A 22,017-nucleotide genomic window follows, 5' to 3' on the forward strand; every position below is an offset into this window, starting at 1 on the left:
AAAGAGGCGCTATGGTAGCGCCTCCGTTCGGGAGATTAAAGAGGCTCAGCGCGGCAACAGGCAGTTATCTTCTTTCCAACCGTACAGCCATTCCATACCGCGATAAAACTCCGCCTGCGATTTGTCTTTCCACAGCAGATTACGCACCTGCCGCTCGACGCCTGCAGCATGGTAGACACGGCCCATTTCACGCGTTGACCAGACGATGCGTGCGGTACGCGGAATACGCACCGACTCATACAGCGCAAAGGCATCAGCCGCATCGCCATCACACTGCTGTAGCGCTTTACCGAGCGTTACCGCGTCTTCCAACGCCATACAGGCACCCTGCGCCATATATTGCGCCACCGGGTGCGCGGCGTCTCCCACCAGCGTGATGCGGTCGGATCCCCATTTTTCTACCGGCTCGCGGTCGGCGGTGGACCAGCGCCGCCATGATGTCGGTTTATCCAGCATCTGGCGCGGGCGCGGATGGATACCCGCAAAATAGGAGAGCACTTCCTCTTTGCTGCCATCCTTCACGCCCCACTCTTCCTGCTGACGACTGTGGAAGGTCACCACCAGGTTATACTGCTTACCTCCGCGCAGCGGATAGTGCACCAGGTGACAGTGTGGTCCGGCCCACAGCACCGGTGCGTTAATGCGTAAATCTTCCGGCATATCATCACAATCAATCACGGCGCGATAGACCACGTGTCCGGTAACCCGTGGCGCATCGCCAATCAGAGACTGACGAACGACCGATTTTACACCGTCACAGCCCACCAAAATATCCGCCGCCCAGCTGTTGCCGTGCTCATCAAATACCGTCACGTCATTCTCTGTCTGGCGAATATCAACCACGTTAGTTGAAGTGCGATACTCAACGTTAGGATGCACCAGCGCCGCTTCCCAAACGCTGGCGTGAATATCAACCCGATGGATAACCGCATAAGGACCGCCAAAGTGATCGCGGAACGCCTGCCCGGTTTCAATGCGCACAACCTCTTTTGCGTTTACCGCATCCATCATCGTGATGTGATCGGTAAAAACAGCACGCTGACGGGCGACTTCCCCCACGCCAAGGCTGTCCAGAGCAGAGAATGCATTCGGCCCGAGCTGAATACCCGCGCCAATTTCACCAATCTCGTGCGCTTTCTCCAGCAACATCACTTTAATGCCCTGACGGGCCAGCGATAGCGCGGTTGCCGCGCCACCAATCCCGCCACCCACGATAATTGCGCGTGTCACTTTAGCCATTGTCGTTCTCCTTATCAGGCTGGAATTTTATCTTGTTGATTCTCGGGCGCGGCGGCGATAAACGCCGGAAGCTGAGTACAGGCATCATATACCGCCTTACAGCGCGGATATCCGCTTAGATCGCAACCCATACGTAACGCATTCGCCCACTGTGGGATCAGACAGCAATCCGCCAGCGTCGGCGCATCACCCACGCAGAACTTACCCGAATGACTCTGGCGCAGCATCTGTTCCACCGCGCTTAACCCTTGCTGGATCCAGTGTGCATACCAGCGTTTTTTATCTTCTTCACTGACCTTTAACTCTTCGCTCAGGTAGCGCAGTACCCGCATGTTATTCACCGGGTGGATATCACAGGCGATGGCATAGACAATTTCCAGCACCTTACTGCGCACCGGGAAGTCGGCAGGCAGCAGCGGCGTTTGCGGAAAGTGGCCATCCAGCCAGTCAATTATTGCCAGCGACTGCCCAAGTGATTCTCCGTCATCGGTCACCAGCGTCGGCACCAGTCCCACCGGGTTCATCCGTCGGTAGGCCAGTTCGTTCTGCTGACCAATGCGAATGTTGACGCCCACCGTCTGGTAATCCAGCCCCTTCAGCGCCAGCGCAATGCGCACCCGATATGACGCCGAGCTATTAAAGAAACTGTACAGCTTCATCATCCACCTCAGACAATCTTCACGGCGATGGGGGTTAAACCGTCTACGTTTCCGGTGATCACATCCCCTTTCACTACCGCCCCCACGCCTTCAGGGGTACCGGTGTAGATCAGATCGCCCGGCTGCAGTTCGAAGAAGCCAGACAGATAGCTGATGGTTTCATTCACAGACCAGATGAGGTGGCGAATATCGCTCCGCTGATGATCGTCGCCGTTGACTTGCAACCAGATTGGCGCATGGTTAACATCCACACTTTCGCTGGCTTTATGCAGCGGCGCGATGGGCGCGGAGAGATCAAACGCTTTGCCAATTTCCCACGGACGCCCCATCTGGCGCATCTCCATCTGCCGATCACGGCGAGTCATATCCAGACCGGTGGCATAGCCCCAGATATATTCGTGCGCTTTTTCCAGCGGAATATCACTGCCCTTTTTGCCAATCGCCACCACCAGCTCTATCTCATAGTGATAGTTATCGGTTTGCGATGGGTACGGCAGTTCGAGGGTCTGACCAGCCGCCACCGGGACTACCGCATCGGCAGGTTTACAGAAAAAGAACGGCGGTTCGCGATCCGGATCAAAGCCCATTTCACGGGCATGAGCGGCATAGTTACGGCCCACACAGTAAACACGGCGCACAGGAAATTGTTCATCACAGCCAACAACCGGAACGGTAACAGGCGCTTGTGGTTCAAATACGTATTGCGTCATTTTCTCTCTCCCAAATTAATAACGTGCTTCGCGGAACAACCCCAGTGCTTCCTGAACCGGTCTGTCCGAAAAACTGAATAAGACGGTATCTTCGCGGGTCTGGAACGACACGCCGTGCCAGGTCGGCACCACAAAGATATCTTTTGGCGAAAAGTTGAAGGTCTCATTGCCGATGCTGACCTGCCCACTTCCTTCCACCACGTGGTAGATAGTGCTGTCGGTGGTACGCGCCATTCGTGAGGAAAAGCCCTGCGGCAACAGTTGCAGGAAGGTTCCCATTGAAGGCATGGGATAACCGCCGGTTACCGGGTTGACGTAACGCATCTTGTAACCGTCCCATTCATCGGCGTCACCCATGCGGGTCAGGTCATGCAGTGCCTCACGGCTGCGATCGTAGCGATAGTTAAAAATCGGCGATGAGTTACCTTTCTGATGACGCAGCGGCAGCATATTGGCCGCGTAGCGCGGTAAATAATCCCCTTCCTTTCGCGTGACCGGCTGCTGATCTTCCGGGTAGTCTTCCGCAAAGCCACAGCCCAGCAGGTTCACCAACGGCAGGTCCAGACCGTCCAGCCACACCACCGGTTCACTGCCCGGGTTGCCGTGATCGTGCCAGCGCCACTGCGGCGTCAGAATAAAATCGCCTTCTTGCATCTGGGTGCGCTCGCCATCCACGGCGGTAAATGCCCCTTTCCCTTCGACAATAAAGCGCAGCGCAGACTGGTTGTGGCGGTGACTCGGCGCAACCTCGCCCGGCATAATTAACTGCAATCCCGCGTACAACGTTGGGGTGATTGAAGACTGTCCGCGCAGCATTGGGTTTTCCAGCACCAGCACGCGACGAATCGCCTCTTTCGCGCCAATCAGATTGCCACTTTCTAACAGTAGTGGACGGATCTCCTGATAGTTCCAGTACGCTGGCGCGCAATGTGCGTTCGGAGTTGGCGGCACCAGACGATGCAGCGACTCCCACAGCGGGGTCAGATTCTGCCCGGAAATATGCTGGTAAAACTGCTGACGGCTGTTCTTAACATCCTGATTCAGTTCAGACATAGGGATTCTCCTTATTCATTCACAACACCTGCGCGAGGCAGAGTATTCGAGGCAGAGGCCGACTGGCGGATAACAACCGTCAGCAGCGTAAGCATTACCGCGCTGATGGCCGCCGGGACGGCAATAATGAAAAACAGGTTATCGAATGAGAAATTCATCGCCATCATCACGCCGCCGGAAAGCGAGCCGACAATCGCGCCGCAGCGTCCCACCGCATTAGACCAGCTGACGCCCGTCGCCCGGCTTTGTGTCGGATAAAGCGTGGCGGTTAACGCATTAAGACCAACCTGAGAACCGCTGATACCAATGCCGGTGCCAAAAATGGCCAGCGCCATCAGCCACAGGCCGTTCTCACTCAGACCAATCATGACGATGCATACCGCGCCCAGCGCATAGCTCACGGCCAGCACGCGGAAAGGATTGTATTTATCCATCAGCACGCCCAGCGCCAGCGCGCCAAGCGTACCGCCAATCTGGAAGGCAGCGGTCACCCAGGAGGCATGCTGCAGATCAATTCCACGGTGGTTTAACAGCGTTGGCATCCAGCTGGAGAGCAGATAAATAATCAGCAAGCTCATAAAGAACACTACCCATAGCATCAGGGTAATGGGCAGCTGTCGCCCGACGAACAGCTGGCGAATGCTGCCTTTAGCAATTGCGGCGCCCTCGTTGAGATAAAAATGGGTATTGTCATAACGTTCCCGGGTGATGGCGCTAACGGTTCTGGCAATCACGTTTTGCGGCAGCTGACGACGAACCTGCCAGCGTGGGGATTCCGGTAGCGCAAACAGCAGGGCCACAAACAGCATCAGCGGTAGAACGCCTCCCAGCACCAGGATGCCGTGCCAGCCAATCACCGGCACCAGCTGCGCGCTGACGATGCCGCCCATTGCCGATCCCAGGGTGAATCCGCAGAACATCATGGTGACCAGTGCCCCACGCCGACGCGCTGGCAGGTATTCAGACGTCATGGTGATGGTATTTGGCATTGCGCCGCCCAGACCTAAACCGGTCAGGAAGCGCAAAATAACCAGCGTTTGTAGATCGGGTGAAAAAGCCGAAATTAGACTTAGCGCACCGAACAATGCCACGCAGAGTTCTATCACTCGTTTGCGGCCAAAACGGTCGGACAGCGGGCCACAGAGCAGCGCGCCAGCGGTCAGTCCCAGCAGACCTGCGCCGAACAGCGGTGCCAGATCGCCGGCAGTCAGCTGCCAGTGAGTGCGAATGTCGGGTGCGATAAAACCAATCGCCGCGGTATCAAATCCGTCGAGCATGACAACCAGAAAACAGCAGATGATAACGCGCCACTGGGTCTTACCGACGGGGGCGGAATCAATCAGCGCTTGTAGATCACGTTGTTGAGTCATAGTGAATGCCTCAGTGCAGGTAGAGTAGATGTCTGTTTTGTTTTAGGTATGTTGCGACTTTGTATGTTTGGAGATGAAATGTACAATGGCTTTTCATGCAGAGGTATAACCTGGAGGTTATAGCAAATGGCAAACTGGGCGCAGAAACTGAAGTTGCACCACCTGCAAACGCTTATTGCACTGGGCGAACAGGGAAATCTGACTCACGTCGCCCGGATGATGAATATCACCCAGCCCGCGTTGTCGAAATGGTTATCACAACTCGAAGATGAGATTGGCATCACGCTCTTTGAACGTCATAGCAAAGGCTTGCGTCCTTCCGAAGGCGGCAAACTGCTACTGCAGCATGCCCAACGCCTGATCAATGATATGGAACGTTCGCAGTATGAGATCGCCCGTTTTAAGCAAGGCGGCCTTGTAGGGAGTCTGAAGATTGGCTGCTCGCCGGTCGCGACCGACTGTGTTTCTCAGGCAATACTGGGGTTGCTTAAAGAGTTACCAACCCTGCATCTTAATATTGAAGAGAAAGTGATGACCCCGCTGCTGCACGATCTGCTCGCGGGTTCGGTGGATGTCGTCGTCGGTCGCGTCGGTGGCCGGGCGCTTCAGTTGCCGCTCAATTACCAGGTGCTGTATACCGAGCCGGTCTGTTTCGTCGCCCGTCCCGATCATCCCCTGGCAAAATATCCCCTGCTCACCTGGCACGATCTGGCGAACTGGCACTGGATTGTCTGGCCGACAGGAACCCCTATCCGGATAAGCATTGATAACGCGCTGGTTGATAACGGTGTCATGTTGCCGGAAAACATCATTGAATCGGCATCGATCAACGTCAGCACCAATCTGCTGCAAAGTAGCGACATGATCTCTATTCTTTCTTTGCGTCTGGCACAAAGGTATGCCGCCCAGGGACAGCTGGCTATCCTGAATCTGCCGAAGATTGAACAAAAAGGCAGCGTCGGCGTATTCTGGCGCAACAACGAAACGCCGACTACCGCCCTGAATCGTTTTTTGTATTATCTGGCACAGGTTTAGCGCGGAGAGTTAGGGCCATCGCCCGATGTTCCAGATATCTATTTCCTCTATGCTTAGAATTCATGATGTGATCGGTAGCACGTTTTTAAGTTTAATTGTATGATGAATGAGTCTCGTCAAGGGTTTCAACTATGAGCAAAGCACTGAACGTTATCTGGCAATATTTGCGCGCATTCGTCCTGATTTATGCCTGCCTCTATGCAGGTATTTTTCTTGCATCGCTACTCCCTATCACCATTCCGGGCAGCATTATCGGCATGCTGATCCTATTTGTCTTACTGGCTTTGCAGGTGTTACCGGCAAAATGGGTTAACCCTGGCTGCTACGTGCTGATTCGTTATATGGCCCTGTTGTTTGTCCCGATTGGCGTGGGGATCATGCAGTACTTTGACCTGCTCCGCGCACAATTTGGTCCGGTGGTGGTGTCTTGTACCATCAGTACGCTGGTCGTTTTCCTGGTGGTGAGCTGGAGCTCGCACATTGTGCACGGTGAGCGCAAAATCGTTGGGCAAAAAGAGGCTAAAGCAAAAAAATGATGTCGTATATATGGTGGTCGTTACCTCTTACGCTGGCGGTATTTTTTGGCGCACGTAAGCTGGCAGCTCGCTTTAAAATGCCTTTGCTGAACCCTCTGCTGGTGGCCATGGTGGTAATTATTCCCATTCTGCTGCTGACCGGCATTCCCTACGATCACTATTTCAAAGGCAGCGAAGTGCTGAACGATTTGCTGCAACCTGCCGTGGTCGCGCTGGCCTATCCGTTATACGAACAGTTGCACCAGATTCGCGCCCGCTGGAAATCAATCATTGCTATCTGTTTTGCCGGCAGCGTTGTGGCGATGGTTACAGGTACAACAATCGCCTTGTTGATGGGCGCATCGCCGCAAATTGCCGCGTCAATCATGCCAAAATCGGTCACTACACCTATCGCTATGGCCGTGGGTGGCAGTATTGGCGGTATTCCGGCTATCAGTGCCGTTTGCGTCATTTTTGTCGGCATTCTCGGGGCAGTATTTGGTCATACGTTGCTTAATGCGATGCGTATTCGCACCAAGGCCGCTCGTGGGCTGGCAATGGGCACCGCGTCGCACGCCCTGGGCACCGCACGCTGTGCGGAACTGGACTATCAGGAAGGTGCGTTTAGCTCACTGGCGCTGGTCATTTGCGGCATTATTACCTCGCTGGTAGCCCCGTTCCTGTTCCCGATTATTCTGGCAGTGGTGGGTTAACCTTCATTTTTTAGCTATTTATTTGCGATGCGTTGCACATTTTTCATTTAAGTTTCATAAGTTGCATACACAATGAGATTTGGATCACATATAAAGCCATAACAGGCCCGTAAACTACGATTCCATTACATTGTTATGAGGCATCGCCATGCATCCACGTTTTCAAACTGCTTTTGCCCAACTCGCGGATAACTTGCAATCAGCCCTGGCCCCTGTTCTGGCGGATGCACATTTCCCCGCCATGCTGACTGCTGAGCAGGTCTCTTTGCTGAAACGCGAATCGGGACTGGACGAAGACGCGCTGGCATTCGCTCTGCTGCCGCTGGCTGCGGCCTGCGCACGTACTCCGCTATCCAACTTCAACGTTGGGGCAATTTCTCGCGGCATCAGCGGCAACTGGTACTTCGGTGGGAACATGGAGTTCCTGGGCGCGACCATGCAGCAAACCGTTCATGCCGAGCAAAGCGCCATCAGCCACGCCTGGCTGCGCGGTGAAAAAGGGCTCGCTGCCATCACCGTCAACTACACGCCGTGCGGCCATTGTCGCCAGTTTATGAACGAACTGAACAGCGGACTGGATTTACGTATTCATCTGCCGGGACGTGCACCACACGTGCTGCGCGATTACCTGCCAGATGCCTTCGGCCCGAAGGATCTGGAGATTAAAACGCTGCTGATGGACGATCAGGATCACGGCTTCGCGCTGCAGGGCGATACGTTGACTCAGGCGGCAATCACCGCTGCCAACAGATGCCATATGCCGTACAGCAAATCCCCAAGCGGCGTGGCGCTGGAGTGTAAAGATGGTCGTATTTTTAGCGGCAGCTATGCTGAAAATGCCGCCTTTAACCCGACCCTGCCACCGCTGCAGGGCGCGTTAAACCTGTTGAATCTCAACGGTTATGATTATCCAGATATCCAACGTGCTGTACTTGCTGAAAAAGCCGACGCGCCATTGATTCAGTGGGATGCAACCTCCGCCACGCTGAAAGCACTGGGCTGCGACAATATAGAGCGCGTACTTCTGGGTTAATCGACTCAATAACGCCAGTTCGTAGGCCGGATAAGGTGTTTACACCGCTATCCGGCACTATGCGCAATGCCTAAAATCCCCTCAATCAGACTGCTGTTTCTTGCGCTACGTCTTCCGGTACAGTAGCCTGATTGAAATTCCATCCAAATAACGAGTTTTCTGCATGTTAAAGCGCGTGTTTTACAGCCTGTTAGTCCTGCTAGGCTTGCTGCTTTTGACTGTGCTTGGACTCGATCGCTGGATGAGCTGGAAGACGGCTCCCTACATTTACGACGAACTGCAGGATTTACCCTACCGCCAGGTAGGTGTGGTTCTGGGCACGGCGAAGTATTACCGCACCGGCGTCATCAACCAATATTACCGTTACCGCATTCAGGGCGCATTGAACGCCTATAACAGCGGGAAGGTAAACTATCTGCTGTTAAGCGGCGATAATGCCCAGCAAAGCTACAACGAACCCATGACGATGCGTAAGGATCTGATTGCCGCAGGCGTCGATCCCGCTGACATCGTGCTTGATTACGCAGGGTTCCGGACACTCGACTCCATCGTGCGTACCCGCAAGGTCTTTGATACCAACGATTTCATCATTATTACTCAACGATTCCACTGTGAGCGCGCCTTGTTTATTGCGCTGCATATGGGTATTCAGGCCCAGTGCTACGCCGTACCTTCGCCAAAAGATATGCTCACCGTGCGGGTACGTGAATTTGGCGCCCGTTTTGGCGCACTCGCCGATCTCTACATTTTCAAACGTGAGCCCCGTTTTTTAGGCCCACTGGTGCCCATCCCTACTATGCATCAGGTACCGGACGATGCGCAGGGGTATCCGGCGGTCACGCCTGAACAATTACTCGAATTACAAAAGAAACAAGGAAAATAAGCATGGAAGGAAAAACGATCTTTATCGTTATTGGCGTACTGATGATTGTTCTCTGGACGTGCAGAGAAGGCCTGAAGGGACTGCGTTCCGGTATCGTCGAGAAAACAGTGAAAGGTTCGCAGACGCCAATGATCATTTCTCGCGCTAAAGAACCCAGCACTTACTGGAGCTATATCATCGTTTATTTCGGTATGGCCATTGGTGCACTGTTCACTGGTATCTGGTTACTCTTTATCAAATAAAAAAACCGATGCAGAACGCCTCTGCACCGGTTTTATTTTTCTCTTCCCAGATTACTTCTTACGCGCGTACTTCAGTGAGTCCAGCGCGACCGCGAAGATAATAATGCCGCCCTTGATAATATACTGCCAGTAAGGGTTCACGCCGATGTAGGTCAAACCGTAGTTGATGACGGTGAAGATGATCACACCGGTTACTACGCCAAACACGGTACCTACCCCGCCGCTGAATGACACGCCGCCAACCACGCACGCCGCAATCGCATCCAGCTCATACATAAAGCCGAGGTTGTTGGTCGCCGAGCCGATACGCCCGGCTTCGAGCAAACCGCCGAAGGCATAGAACACGCCAGACAACGCATAGATAATCAGCAGGTTCAGCGCAACGTTTACCCCGGACACTTTCGCAGCTTCCGGGTTTCCGCCGATGGCGAAAATGTTTTTACCGAAGCGGGTCTTGTTCCACAGCACCCACACAAAAGCCACCGCAATCAGCGCATAGAAAGTGATGTAGGAGAGTCGGAAACTGCCCAGTGCAATAAAGCCCTGCGCAAAGGTTGAGAATCCGCTGTCAAAGCCAGAAATTGGCGATGCGCCGACGAAGTCGTAGTACAGGGAGTTGATCCCGTAAACGATAATCATCGTACCCAGTGTGGTAATAAACGGTGTTACGTTCAGATAAGCAATGATAATACCGTTCACCAGACCGATAATGGCGCCAATCACGCAAACAATCAGCACCACTACAATGATTGGCATCGTCGCCATTTCCGGGAATACCTTGTTGGCATTCTCCATCGACTGCAACAGAGTTGCCGCCACCACTGCCGCCAGGCCAACCTGACGCCCCGCCGACAGGTCGGTCCCTTGGGTAACAATCAGTCCAGCCACACCCAATGCGATAATAATACGCACCGAGGATTGCGTGAGAATATTACTCAGGTTCAGTAAGCTTAAGAAAGTGGGATCCTGGAAAATAATAATCGCCAGCAAAACCAAAAGAACAACGTAAATTCCGCCTTCTTTCAGGTAAGTAAGAAAACTTTTCTTATTTAACGCACTCATGAGGAGCCCCTAATCTTAAAGGTGCAAAGACGCAAGACGGAGGATTTCGTTTTGCGTTGTTGTTTTAGTGTCAACAATTCCAGCGACGAGACCATTGCTCATCACCAGAATACGATCGGTAATACCCAGCAGCTCCGGCATTTCAGAGGAAATAATAATAATCCCCTTATCCTTTTTCGCGAGTTCGGCAATCAACTGATAAATTTCAAATTTCGCGCCAACATCGATTCCACGCGTCGGTTCATCCAGCATCAGAATTTCTGGCTGGGTTAATAACCAACGACCAATAACCACCTTTTGCTGATTACCGCCAGAAAGTGAACCGATTTGCGTACGATGACCCGGTGTTTTTACCCTCATGGAGTCAATTACCCACTGGGTATCACTCTTCATGCGGGAATTATCCAACAGACCAACTTTGTTTTTATAGTTTTGGATATTGGAGATTAACGAGTTAAAACCAATGTCCAGATATGCATAAATACCGGTTGAGCGGCGCTCTTCCGTGACCAGTGCAAAACCATGGTTGATGGCTTCATTTGCACTGTGGTTATTAATTTTTTTGCCGTGTAGCGTAATCGTACCTGATGATTTCTCACGAATACCAAAAAGCGTTTCAACGATATCCGTGCGTTTTGCGCCTACCAGACCTGCAATCCCAAGAATCTCCCCTTTGTGCAAATCAAACGAGATATCACGAATCGACGGCTGGCGCAGCGAGGTCAGGTTACGCACTTGCAGAATGACTTCACCAGGTTTGTTTTCTTTATCCGGAAAACGTTGGTTCAGTGAACGTCCGACCATCATGGCGATGATCTTATCCATATCCAGCCCTTCCAGCGGCTGGGTCGCAATCCACTGACCGTCGCGTAGTACGGTAATTTCATCGCACAGCTGGAAGATTTCTTCCATTTTGTGAGAGATATAAACAATACCGCATCCACGCTCTTTCAGCTTACGGATGATGGTGAACAGATGGTTAACTTCTTTTTCAGTTAACGATGAAGTTGGTTCATCCATGATGACGATTTTGGCGTCATAGGAGAATGCTTTCGCAATTTCAATCATCTGCATTTGTGAAACGGATAATGTACCGACGCGCGCACGCGGATCGATATCAATATCCAGTTCATCAAATATCGCTTTGGTATCGCGGTACATTTTTTCCTGATCGACAAACATGCCTTTGGTGGGATAGCGTCCCAGCCACATGTTGTCCATCACAGAACGTTGTAATACCAGGTTTAATTCCTGGTGTACCATCGAAATACCATTTTCAAGCGCTTCTTTAGCAGAATGAAAATCGATTTCTTTACCCTGAAATAAAATACTGCCGGAATCTTTTTGATAGATGCCGAAAAGACATTTCAATAATGTTGATTTCCCCGCTCCATTCTCTCCCATTAGGGCGTGAATAGAATGCGGGCGAACTTTTAAATTGACATTATCAAGCGCCTTAACGCCGGGGAAGGACTTGTTGATGCCGGTCATTTCCAACAAGTATTCGCCTGACGACTGAGTATGTGTGCTGACCATAATTATACCTTGTTGGCCTTGCAGAGTGCATTATTAAGGGCGCAATGAAATTGCGCCCACATACGGAGTATTTATTTGTTGGTGAACTCTGCCAGATTATCTTTATCGACACCTACGTACGGAACGCGAACAATCTTGTTCTCAATTTTCCAGTTAGTGCCATCTGCCGCACCTTTGCCGTCAGCCAGGTTTTTCGCCAGATCGAAGGTGGCTTTCGCCTGGTTGTTGGCATCGTTCAGGACGGTACCGGCCATGGCGCCAGATTTCACCAGAGCCAGCGCTTCAGGCAGCGCATCCACACCAAATACCGGTACGCTGGTTTTGTTGTGCGCTTTCAGCGCTTCAACTGCACCCATTGCCATCGCATCGTTGTTAGCGATAACCACTTCAATTTTGTTCGCGTTTGGACCAGACATCCACGCATCCATCTTATCTTTCGCCTGAGCGGTATCCCACATTGCAGTATCTAACTGCAGCTGCTCAGTTTTAATGCCCTTGTCGTTCAGCTCTTTAATCACGTAAGTGGTACGTGCTTCAGCATCCGGGTGTCCCGGTTCGCCTTTCAGCAGAACAAACTGAATTTTGCCGTCTTTGTTCAGGTCCCAGTTCGGGTTAGCTGCCCAGTGTTTGGCAATCAAATCACCCTGAATAATGCCGGACTCTTTAGAGTCGGTACCGACGTAATACGCTTTGTCATAGCTGTCCAGCGCTTTACGAGAAGGTTCTTTGTTGAAGAACACGATCGGTACGTTCTGTCCGCGTGCTTTTTCAATGACCGTGCCAGCAGCTGCCGGGTCAACCAGGTTAATCGCCAGTGCTTTAACGCCTTTTGCCAGTAGCACGTCGATCTGATCGTTTTGTTTGGACTGGTCGTTCTGCGAGTCGTTCATCAGCAGCTGTACATCTGGTGCCGCTTTGGCATCTTTTTCAATAGCCTTACGTACTACAGACATAAAGTTATCGTCATACTTATAGATAGTCACACCAATGCGGGTATCAGCAGCGTGCGCAGCCGCGCCGAATAACATGCTTGCCATTACAGCAGACAGGGTCAACACCTTCTTATTCATGGTATCTCCGGTTTTATTATGCAGGGTAGTACTTGAGATAAATGCTCGGCAGGCAGAACGTTACTGAAGTGTTACTGAACGCCGAAGCTCACTTTTAAAAAATATTTCTTCCGTGTCTGGCAACGCTCCAAAAACAGGCTTTAATTTTTGTTTAAGGCACCTATACCTCGATGAAAGTGATTATTCACCGTTACATAGTAGTTACAGCGCAACAAACAGTGTCATCATAGCTATCGCATTGTTAATATACTGTGAATTTACTCACATATTGAAAGCGGTTACATCGCGCAACGTTATGAGTTAGTGATCGGTGCCGCATTCTGCCGCAGCGCTACTGAATGGCGACGCACCAGCGTTGGCATAAAACAATGCGACGCCTGCGGATCCAACGTGCCAGCCGCCCCCTGTAGCGCAAGCTCCGTCGCCATTTTTGCCATTGAAGCAATGGGATAGCGCACAGTGGTTAGCTGCGGATCGGTGTAACGCGCGATGGGAATATCATCGAAGCCAATGATAGAAAGGTGTAATGGAATAGCGATGCCGTTATCTTTTAGCGCGGTCAGCGCGCCGGCTGCCATATTGTCGTTATAAGCGAAGACCGCCGTCAGTTGTAAGTTACGCCCCAGCAGTTCCACCATCGCGGACTCTCCGCCCTGCATATCGGGCGAACCGGTGCCGACCCAGCTTTCTGCCGCAACAATCCCCTGCTCTTTCAGAGCAGTTAACCACCCTTCTTTGCGCATGGCGTCATCTTCAATGCGGTGGCTTGATGCCAGATAACCGATGCGTTGATGACCATTATTTAGCAGCATTCGGGTAGCCATTTTGGCACCGCTGATGTTATCCAGGCAGACGCAACGGTGGGCGTAGCCAGGAACAAGGCGGTTGATCAGTACCATGCCGGGGATTTGATCCATAAACTCGGCCAGTTCCCGATCGCTCAGCGCTTTAGAGTGTACAATCAGCGCGTTACAGCGTTGGCGAATCAACACCTCAATGGCATGACGTTCTTTTTCCGCCTCATGGTAGCTGTTGCCAATCAGGACATACTTCTGATGCTGCTGAGCAACCATATCCACGGCTTTTACCAGCGCGCCAAAAAACGCATCTGATACATCCATGACGACAACACCAATCGTGTCGCTTACCTGCGTCGCCAGCGCTTGTGCGTTGGCATTAGGTCGATAGCCAAGCTGAGTGACTGCCTTCATTACCGCTTCACGCGTATCGGGACTCACCAGCGCACTGTTGTTCAGTACGCGGGAAACGGTCGCTACAGAAACGCCAGACTGCCGTGCCACATCACGAATGGTTACCATATTCACTGCCCTGTTTTAGATTGCGGCTGCCCGCAGACACCCCAGGCTGGGTATTTTGTCAGCACAATGAAACGGACTGCGTGAGTGATGTCACAGGAATGAAAGCGCTTACATCCATTTTGTTAATGAATGTGATCCAGATCGTTATCTGGATGTTCGTGGTAATGATGTCCCCGAAGCACGCAGGGTTAATTGACGCCACAGCCATTCCACCGGGCCCTGCCGGTAGAAACGCAGCCATATGACAGAGAAAAGTAAGTTAATCGCCCAGACCGGGATGACGAAAAGCAGCAGCTCCAGCCGGTCAAATTTCATAAATAAACCGGCCTGATAAAACAACGTGGTGCAGATTAAGGTCTGTAACAGATAGTTGGTTAATGCCATGCGACCCACACAGGCGACGGCAATGACCCATTTTAAGCGACTAAGCTGTGGCCAGAAACCAAACATCAGCGCGGCATAACCAATGGTCTGCAACGGCGCCCCCAGTTCTCGCGGAGCTTGCAACAGGAAGGCACACCAGCGGTAGGCCCAGTCCAGTTGCCACTGGGCGATGACAGCAGGCAGGTTAATCGCCATGCCGATAATAACCAGCAGAACGCCAGTGCGACGATAATGCTGCAAACTGTACTGCCCTTTTAGCCAGCCGCTACGCATTAATGCCGCGCCGAGCAGCATCATCCCCGCCAGTTGCCAGCCATATTGCGCACCTAACGCCAGCAAGCTATTGGACATCATATCCACGCGATTGCTGATTGCTTCCATTCCGCCGTTCACTTTCCAGTATTTTTCATACAGCAACGCTGAAGCATCCGGCGTCCAGGCCCGGCTGGTTTCGCTCCCGGAGATCACACCCAACAGCAGCAATACACCAACGCCCGCCAAATAAAGCACCACGCCGGTGTTAAACAAGCTTTTCACCGACGGCGCATCCCGGATCAGCCGCCAGCAAATCAGGCCGATCAAGCCATATGCCAGCAGGATATCGCCATCCCAGAAGAGTAAACCGTGAATGAATCCCAATAGCACCAGCAACGTAAGCCGCGACTGGATCCAGCGTTTACCACGCGGGAGCAGCATTTGCAGACCAGCACCAAACAGCAGAGCAAACAGGGTAAGGAATTTTACCTGCGCGAAGAGATCGAGCAGCGCCCAGGTCCAGGCGTCAGATAAGGTAATGTCGCCATACCAGGCGGGATTGAGGTATGCCGCCTTCGGCAGGCCAAAGGCGCTAATATTGAGAAGCAGGATACCAAGAATGGCAACGCCACGAATAAAATCCAGCGTGACATTACGCTCCATGGTTCCTGCCCTAATCAGTTGTGATGACGTACTGCGCGCAGAAATTCCTGACGCGTGTTCTGGCTGGACTTAAACAATCCGCCAAGAGAAGTGGTGGTGGTCGCACTGGTCGCATCGCGAATGCCGCGCGCTTTCACACAGTAATGCACCGCATCAATCGATACCGCCACATTATTCGTCCCGAGCAGCGTTTGCAGCGCGGTGAGAATTTGCTGGGTCAGACGTTCCTGTACCTGCGGACGCTGTGCAAAGAACTGCACAATGCGGTTAATCTTCGACAGACCAATGACCGAATCTTTCGGAATATACGCCACCGTCGCTTTGCCATCGATAGTGACAAAGTGGTGTTCGCAGGTGCTGGTCAGCGTGATATCGCGGACCGTGACCATCTCGTCCACCTTCATTTTGTTTTCAATGACGGTGATTTTCGGGAAGTTGGCGTAATCGAGACCAGAGAAAATCTCATCGACATACATTTTCGCAATGCGATGCGGAGTTTCCATCAGACTGTCATCGCTCAAATCGAGATTGAGCAATTGCATAATCTCGGTCATATGGCCAGAGATAAGACGTTTGCGTGTTTCGTTATCCATCTCTTGCACAGGCGGGCGCAGCGGGGTTTCGAGACCACGCGCAACCAGCGCTTCATGAACCAGTGCCGCTTCTTTACTGAGTGATGACATTTCTTCTTCTCCTGCAGGTGGGGCGCCTCTGCCCTGCATGGGGCAAAGTTTTTAGGCTGTGTCACAGCCAGAACATTGTGCGTGAGGCGGCGCACATAATCCAGTATTCACCGTGATAATTATTGAAATTGGCACAGCCTTTCAGCGTCGCTGATTTCACTTGTCGTTCAGCCCGGTGACGTCGAGTGTTAATGTAAAGTTATATAGATGATGAAGTATGTTTGCTCAATGCGGAAGTGAAAGTTACTCACAGTGCTATGAATAATCTGTATTATGATGAGTTCGCAAACACATTCAGGTTCAACACAACAAGGAGCCACGCATGGAAATGCTTGAAGAGCACCGCTGTTTTGAAGGCTGGCAGCAACGCTGGCGTCACGACTCCGCCACGTTAAATTGCGCCATGACCTTCAGTATTTTTCTTCCACCACCCCGTGATAACGCCGCGCCTCCGGTGCTGTACTGGCTGTCGGGCCTGACCTGTAATGATGAAAACTTCACCACCAAAGCAGGCGCGCAGCGCATTGCAGCTGAGCTGGGTATTGTTCTCGTGATGCCGGACACCAGCCCGCGTGGCGAACAGGTTGCCAACGATGATGGCTACGATTTAGGTCAAGGGGCCGGATTTTACCTCAATGCCACCCAGCAGCCGTGGGCAACGCATTTTCGTATGTATGACTATCTGCGTGATGAGCTTCCGGCACTGATTCAGTCGCAGTTTAACGTCAGCGATCGCTGCGCCATCAGCGGACACTCCATGGGCGGCCACGGCGCATTAATTATGGCGCTGAAAAATCCCGGGAGATACACCAGCGTTTCCGCCTTTGCGCCGATCGTAAACCCTTGTCGTGTTCCGTGGGGTGAGAAGGCTTTTAGCGCTTATCTGGGCGAAGATAAAACACAGTGGGCAGAGTGGGATAGCTGCGCGTTAATGTTGGCCAGCAAACCCGCAGACGCGATCCCGACGCTAATCGATCAGGGAGACAGCGATCAGTTTCTTGCCGATCAGTTGCAGCCCGCGGTACTGGCCGAAACTGCCCGTCAGACCGCATGGCCAATGACGCTACGTATCCAGCCTGGTTACGACCACAGCTATTACTTTATTGCGTCGTTTATTGAGGATCACCTGCGCTTCCACGCCCAGTATTTGCTGAAGTAATCACCAGTAAAGAGTGTTTTCTATTGCCGCGCTGTAGCTCATCTCTTCTGATTGCGGCGCGGATGCTTTACGATTTAGATCGGCCGCCTGTTGGCGTACCTGTAATCGCCCCACGCTCTCACCGCCTTCATGACCTTCGTTAAAATTACGCACTTCAGACTCGAATAAGATTGCATCCAGATGGTGCAACTTATTCAGTGCCCGCAGCAGGGAGATAAGCGTGTCCAGATTGAGGCCACCGCCTTTCTCAATGCGTTTAATGGTCGCAATGCCCACCTCTGCGCGGTCAGCAAGCTGCTGCTGCGTTAGCGCCAGAGAAATCCGTGTTTCTCTGATGCGAGCGCATAATGACAAGATGATTTCATCATTATTCATGGTGTGATATTTCATGCCGCCCTCCCCGATTTTTTGGCTGAATTTTCCCAAGGCAGCCGTGATACGTTTCACGGTACTTCGCACTCATGTCTTTACCCGTTTCATACATGGCAGCAATCACCTCATCGAGCGAAACACATGGCTCGCTGACACGGCTCATCGCCATCGTTGCGGCGTTAATCGCTTTTACGGACGAAATCGCGTTTCGTTCGACACAGGGAATTTGTACCTGTCCGCCAACCGGATCGCAGGTCAGCCCGAGATGGTGCTCCATGGTGATTTCTGCAGCGTTCAGCACCTGAGCAACTGACGCTCCCATCAGTTCCGCTAATCCGGCCGCGGCCATCGAACTGGCCACACCGATCTCTCCCTGACACCCGACTTCAGAACCTAAGATAGACGCGTTTTGTTTGAACAGTAGCGCAATGGCGCCAGCAGTGAGGAAAAAGCGGATAACCGATGCACTATCCAGCTTACAGACAAACTTATCGTACCAACTGAGGACCGCAGGGATGATACCACTGGCACCATTGGTCGGCGCGGTCACCACTCGCCCTCCAGCGGCGTTTTCCTCGCTGACGGCAATCGCAAACGCATTCACCCAGTTGAGGTTCGTGAGAAAGTCGTTAGCAGAGGGTTTCATTGCCAGTAATTTATAGAGCGAGCAGGCCCTGCGCGGCACCTGATACGAGCCGGGCAGTAGCCCTTCTGTATGCAGTCCACGATGGACCGCCTGCTGCATTATCGCCCAAACGTGCGCGAAATAGTCATGCAACGCCGCCTGAGAATGCATCTGTAACTCATTTTTCATCATTAATGCCGCAACGGATAATCCATTACGCTGACACAGCGCCTGCAGCTGCGCGGCATTTTGAAACGCAAAAGGAAATGCGTTTTTTTGCGCGGTTCTCTCGGGCACCGACTCGCCGGGTTTGCGAACCTGGCCGGCGCCGGTTGAAAACCATGTTTCTTCATACAAGGTAAAATAATCATCCCTGGCGCGAAACGTCATCGCGTAGGGATGACCAGAATGCGGTTGTTGATTCGGCTTAATTACGACCGTCACGGTAACTGAAGGAGAAAGCGTCAGGGTGCCGTCCTGTTCAGCACGTTTAATGAGATCCATCTGCTGGCGTAATTCAACATCATCCGGCTGATTGCCCAACAGCCCCAGATAAAGAGCGATATCAACGTTATGACACTTGCGGCTTAATGAGAGCGCGCCATATAGCTCAACCTCGATTTCTCGCGTTAGCGGTAAGATCTCCTGTAGCTTTAATTGTGAAATGAAGTTAAACGCGGCACGCATTGGCCCTACTGTTCTTGAACTGGAAGGCCCAATGACGACTTTAAAAATATCAATACAACTTTCCATTTTAGACCCATCCCTGTTAGTCAAAATAGAATATACCGCCAGTAGCAACAGACCGTGACGTGTATATCAAAAACGATACCTTTCAGACTTTGTTTATTTATTGGTATAAAAAACAATACTATTTTAGCTTTTTTTTAACATTCACATCTGTGATAAAGCTGGATTCAATCGTCACTCCCCACTATTACAATAACCTCAGTTTACAGGAGTGACAAAATGGCAATTATTTATTTTATTAGTGCAAAAGATACTGAAAAACTTCAGGCATGGCTGCACAATACGTTTTTAAATACCGAGACCAAACAATTTCCGTGCGCACTGGAACAGTTGTCTATAGCCGCATTCAATAAACCGTATTTAAAATTATCAATACCCGATGAAATATTCACCGATGACATATACAAGAAACTAAGGGCTACATCGTTCACTAAGCAATTTGATTTTTTCCTTAAACCACAAAAGATCCCGAAGAACGGAATCATCGCCTTTGACATGGACTCGACGTTTATCGAGGAAGAAGGTGTGGATGAGATAGCCCGCGCGCTAGGCATCAGCGATCGGATAACGGAACTGACACAGCAGGCGATGGAAGGAAAACTGGATTTCAATAGCAGTTTCACCCGACGCATCGGAATGTTAAAAGGGACGCACATAGATGTCATCAATGCCGTATGCGATCGGATGACGGCCTCTCCCGGCATCACCACCATTTTGCCATTCCTCAAGCAGAAAGGTTTTAAAACAGCAATTATTTCCGGCGGCCTGGATATTTTCACCCACCGCTTACAACAGAAATATCAGCTGGATTATGTATTTTCCAATACTGTTGAGGTCAGGGATGGCATGCTGACTGATAATATTTCCACGCCAATCATGAACTCAGAAAATAAGAAAAAAACATTGGCCGGACTTGCCGACTCTCTGCTGATGCATCAGCATAATATTATCGCCTGCGGTGATGGCGCCAACGATATTCCCATGCTCACGTATGCTGGCACAGGTATTGCTTGGCAAGCAAAGCCCGCGGTCAGGGATTTAATTACCAATCAGATTAACTTTCACGGATTCGAGTCGCTTTTGTTCTTTATCGAAAATGGATTATAACCCAACGAGCACTGTCTGAAGGGAAGATCATATGAGCTTGAAATCATTTATATTCAGCCAGGCTGATAAGCCGGTTGTAAAAGAAAAAAAAGAGATTGACCATACTTACAAAAAATTCAGGATAGAGATTATTAGCTCGGTTTTTATCTCTTACGCCGTCTTTTATTTAACACGTAAAAACTTCTCAGCCGCCATGCCGGCCATGCTGTCAGATACCGCTCTGACCGCAGAAGATTTTGCCATCATGTCTTCACTGTTTTACATCCTGTATGGCTCAATGAAGTTTGTTGGCGGCATGCTGGTTGATAAAATCAATCCGAAAGCCATGACCGGTCCGGTGCTCATTGGCGTGGGGATCGTTAATATTCTGTTTGGTTTTTCCGACAGCGTTGCCGCGTTTTATGTGTTGTACAGCCTCAATGCTATCCTCCAGGGCACCAGTTTTCCGCCAATGGCAAAAATCATGGCATCCTGGTTTTCCAAGAATGAACGCGGACGTTGGTGGGCGGTCGTTGAAGCGGCGCATAATATTGGCGGTAGTCTCGCCCCACTGCTGACAAGTTTCGCGATTGTCTGGAGCGGTAGCTGGAAAATGGGTTTTTATGTACCGGGCGCGATCTCCTTGCTGATGGGGGTCATTGCGCTCTTTACAATTAAAGACCGTCCCGGGACCTTAGGTTTGCCTAACGTAGGTGAATGGCGCAAGGATCCAACAGAGCTAGCCCAGGTTAAAGCCAGCCCGGTTAACCTCTCCTTTTGGCAGATTTTCGTTAAATATATTCTAATTAACCCGTTGGTGTGGATTATTATCATTGGCGATATGTCGGTTTATATTGCCCGCACCATCCTCAACGACTGGCCACAAATTTACTATTCTCAGGTACATGGCTGGAGCCTGATTAAAGCCAACTCGATTATCTCGTGGTTTGAAGCCGGAGGACTTGCCGGAGGTTTACTGGCAGGTTACTTATCGGACTTTATGTTCAAAAGTAACCGCTGGATGACAGGATTAATATTCGCATTAATGCTCTGCGTGTGTATTACCTTAATCCCACTGGTTCAGGATACTTCATATACCATTACGGCCATTCTCTTCACCATTATGGGTTTCGCCCTGTACGGCCCGCATATGCTTTTTGCCGTAGGTTGTCTGGACGTCACTCACAAAGATGCGGCAGGATCGATAACCGGCTTCCGAGGATTGTTTAGCTATGTTGGTGCGGCGCTAGCGGGCGTACCGGTGATATTAGTGAAGAACAGTTGGGAGTGGTCTGGAGTCTATCTCTATGCCGTGATCGCTATCCTGTTAACCACCTTGTCACTGGCCTTACTCGCCAAATTCCATCGGTTATAAGTAAGCCATAACAGGACAGCGGTGCAATTGCCGCTGTCCTTCAGCCTGGTTCTTCCAGCATCAAACAAGATTCCCACCCTCTTCATTTCTCCATCATTCCTTCACTTTTTCTCCTTTTTTCTTCCCCAACTATCTTATTGATTAAAAAAGAATTTCACTCCAAATCACATCAAACACAAATGATTTCTATTATCATTTGTGTTTACAAATATTCATACTTTTGTAC

Annotated in this window: 22 protein-coding genes; 9 read left to right on the plus strand and 13 right to left on the minus strand. The window is 51.2% G+C overall.

The features are described from left to right. Positions 1–45 precede the first annotated feature (45 nt). Genes OGY72_RS10525 through mhbT form a run of 5 tightly spaced genes read right to left on the minus strand, consistent with a single transcriptional unit; the run spans position 46 to position 5,031 of the window. A complete protein-coding gene (locus OGY72_RS10525) occupies positions 46–1,239 on the minus strand; it encodes a 3-hydroxybenzoate 6-monooxygenase (protein WP_286547748.1) in 1,194 nt (397 codons plus the stop codon). A 14-nt stretch (positions 1,240–1,253) separates the two neighbouring features. After that, positions 1,254–1,898: a maleylacetoacetate isomerase gene (gene maiA / locus OGY72_RS10530; protein ID WP_003834489.1), complete on the minus strand. Its 645-nt coding sequence runs from the start codon at positions 1,896–1,898 to the stop codon at positions 1,254–1,256. Between the two features lie 8 nt (positions 1,899–1,906). Next, complete coding sequence (locus OGY72_RS10535) at positions 1,907–2,608, minus strand: fumarylacetoacetate hydrolase family protein (protein ID WP_063940516.1); 702 nt, start codon at positions 2,606–2,608, stop codon at positions 1,907–1,909. Between the two features lie 15 nt (positions 2,609–2,623). After that, positions 2,624–3,661 carry a gentisate 1,2-dioxygenase gene (gene gtdA, locus OGY72_RS10540; RefSeq protein WP_240389222.1) on the minus strand — a complete coding sequence of 346 codons (1,038 nt, stop codon included), beginning with the start codon at positions 3,659–3,661 and terminating at the stop codon, positions 2,624–2,626. Between the two features lie 11 nt (positions 3,662–3,672). Next, complete coding sequence (gene mhbT / locus OGY72_RS10545; RefSeq protein WP_128611991.1) at positions 3,673–5,031, minus strand: 3-hydroxybenzoate transporter MhbT; 1,359 nt, start codon at positions 5,029–5,031, stop codon at positions 3,673–3,675. 126 nt (positions 5,032–5,157) lie between these two features. Between mhbT and OGY72_RS10550 the strand changes: the two genes are divergently transcribed. From OGY72_RS10550 to OGY72_RS10575, 6 genes are all read left to right on the plus strand, one after another. Then, positions 5,158–6,066, plus strand: coding sequence for a LysR substrate-binding domain-containing protein (locus OGY72_RS10550; RefSeq protein ID WP_286547749.1), 909 nt, complete (start codon positions 5,158–5,160; stop codon positions 6,064–6,066). 131 nt (positions 6,067–6,197) lie between these two features. Then, on the plus strand, positions 6,198–6,602 hold the full coding sequence (locus OGY72_RS10555) for a CidA/LrgA family protein (RefSeq protein ID WP_003834497.1): 405 nt from the start codon (positions 6,198–6,200) through the stop codon (positions 6,600–6,602). Continuing rightward, complete coding sequence (locus tag OGY72_RS10560) at positions 6,599–7,294, plus strand: CidB/LrgB family autolysis modulator (RefSeq protein WP_003027380.1); 696 nt, start codon at positions 6,599–6,601, stop codon at positions 7,292–7,294. Before OGY72_RS10555 ends, OGY72_RS10560 begins: the two co-directional genes overlap by 4 nt. A gap of 148 nt (positions 7,295–7,442) precedes the next feature. Then, on the plus strand, positions 7,443–8,327 hold the full coding sequence (cdd, locus tag OGY72_RS10565) for a cytidine deaminase (RefSeq protein WP_003834500.1): 885 nt from the start codon (positions 7,443–7,445) through the stop codon (positions 8,325–8,327). Between the two features lie 163 nt (positions 8,328–8,490). Beyond that, positions 8,491–9,210, plus strand: a complete 720-nt coding sequence (gene sanA / locus OGY72_RS10570) for an outer membrane permeability protein SanA (protein WP_003027383.1) — start codon at positions 8,491–8,493, stop codon at positions 9,208–9,210. Between the two features lie 2 nt (positions 9,211–9,212). Then, on the plus strand, positions 9,213–9,452 hold the full coding sequence (locus tag OGY72_RS10575) for a DUF2542 family protein (protein WP_003834502.1): 240 nt from the start codon (positions 9,213–9,215) through the stop codon (positions 9,450–9,452). A 51-nt stretch (positions 9,453–9,503) separates the two neighbouring features. Here OGY72_RS10575 and mglC read toward each other — a convergent pair whose 3' ends face one another. The 6 genes from mglC to folE form a co-directional block, all read right to left on the minus strand. Then, positions 9,504–10,514 (minus strand): galactose/methyl galactoside ABC transporter permease MglC, encoded by a 1,011-nt coding sequence (gene mglC, locus OGY72_RS10580; protein WP_003027393.1) that lies wholly within the window; start codon positions 10,512–10,514, stop codon positions 9,504–9,506. Positions 10,515–10,529: 15 nt separating this feature from the next. After that, the gene (mglA, locus tag OGY72_RS10585; protein ID WP_003027396.1) at positions 10,530–12,050 is read right to left on the minus strand and encodes a galactose/methyl galactoside ABC transporter ATP-binding protein MglA; all 1,521 of its coding nucleotides are present in this window, start codon (positions 12,048–12,050) and stop codon (positions 10,530–10,532) included. A gap of 71 nt (positions 12,051–12,121) precedes the next feature. Then, complete coding sequence (mglB, locus tag OGY72_RS10590) at positions 12,122–13,120, minus strand: galactose/glucose ABC transporter substrate-binding protein MglB (RefSeq protein ID WP_003027399.1); 999 nt, start codon at positions 13,118–13,120, stop codon at positions 12,122–12,124. Between the two features lie 293 nt (positions 13,121–13,413). After that, complete coding sequence (galS, locus tag OGY72_RS10595; protein ID WP_032943995.1) at positions 13,414–14,439, minus strand: HTH-type transcriptional regulator GalS; 1,026 nt, start codon at positions 14,437–14,439, stop codon at positions 13,414–13,416. 144 nt (positions 14,440–14,583) lie between these two features. Next, the gene (yeiB, locus tag OGY72_RS10600; RefSeq protein WP_148361742.1) at positions 14,584–15,741 is read right to left on the minus strand and encodes a DUF418 domain-containing protein YeiB; all 1,158 of its coding nucleotides are present in this window, start codon (positions 15,739–15,741) and stop codon (positions 14,584–14,586) included. Positions 15,742–15,755: 14 nt separating this feature from the next. Then, on the minus strand, positions 15,756–16,424 hold the full coding sequence (gene folE, locus OGY72_RS10605; protein WP_003027410.1) for a GTP cyclohydrolase I FolE: 669 nt from the start codon (positions 16,422–16,424) through the stop codon (positions 15,756–15,758). Positions 16,425–16,746: 322 nt separating this feature from the next. On the opposite strand from folE, the gene fghA reads away from it, so the two are divergent. Continuing rightward, positions 16,747–17,583 (plus strand): S-formylglutathione hydrolase, encoded by an 837-nt coding sequence (gene fghA / locus OGY72_RS10610; RefSeq protein ID WP_008785267.1) that lies wholly within the window; start codon positions 16,747–16,749, stop codon positions 17,581–17,583. Here fghA and OGY72_RS10615 read toward each other — a convergent pair whose 3' ends face one another. Both OGY72_RS10615 and OGY72_RS10620 read right to left on the minus strand, forming a co-directional pair. After that, positions 17,584–17,973 (minus strand): helix-turn-helix transcriptional regulator, encoded by a 390-nt coding sequence (locus tag OGY72_RS10615; protein WP_198579349.1) that lies wholly within the window; start codon positions 17,971–17,973, stop codon positions 17,584–17,586. After that, positions 17,951–19,333 carry an L-serine ammonia-lyase gene (locus OGY72_RS10620; protein WP_095533120.1) on the minus strand — a complete coding sequence of 461 codons (1,383 nt, stop codon included), beginning with the start codon at positions 19,331–19,333 and terminating at the stop codon, positions 17,951–17,953. The genes OGY72_RS10615 and OGY72_RS10620 overlap by 23 nt, the downstream gene beginning before the upstream one ends. A gap of 216 nt (positions 19,334–19,549) precedes the next feature. On the opposite strand from OGY72_RS10620, the gene serB reads away from it, so the two are divergent. Continuing rightward, the gene (gene serB, locus OGY72_RS10625) at positions 19,550–20,437 is read left to right on the plus strand and encodes a phosphoserine phosphatase SerB (protein WP_148361740.1); all 888 of its coding nucleotides are present in this window, start codon (positions 19,550–19,552) and stop codon (positions 20,435–20,437) included. A gap of 31 nt (positions 20,438–20,468) precedes the next feature. Continuing rightward, positions 20,469–21,791 (plus strand): MFS transporter, encoded by a 1,323-nt coding sequence (locus OGY72_RS10630; RefSeq protein WP_125112601.1) that lies wholly within the window; start codon positions 20,469–20,471, stop codon positions 21,789–21,791. Positions 21,792–22,017 lie beyond the last annotated feature (226 nt).

The sequence above is a fragment of the Citrobacter sp. Cpo221 genome (genome assembly GCF_030332345.1).
In the GTDB taxonomy this organism is placed as follows: Bacteria; Pseudomonadota; Gammaproteobacteria; order Enterobacterales; family Enterobacteriaceae; genus Citrobacter; species Citrobacter portucalensis.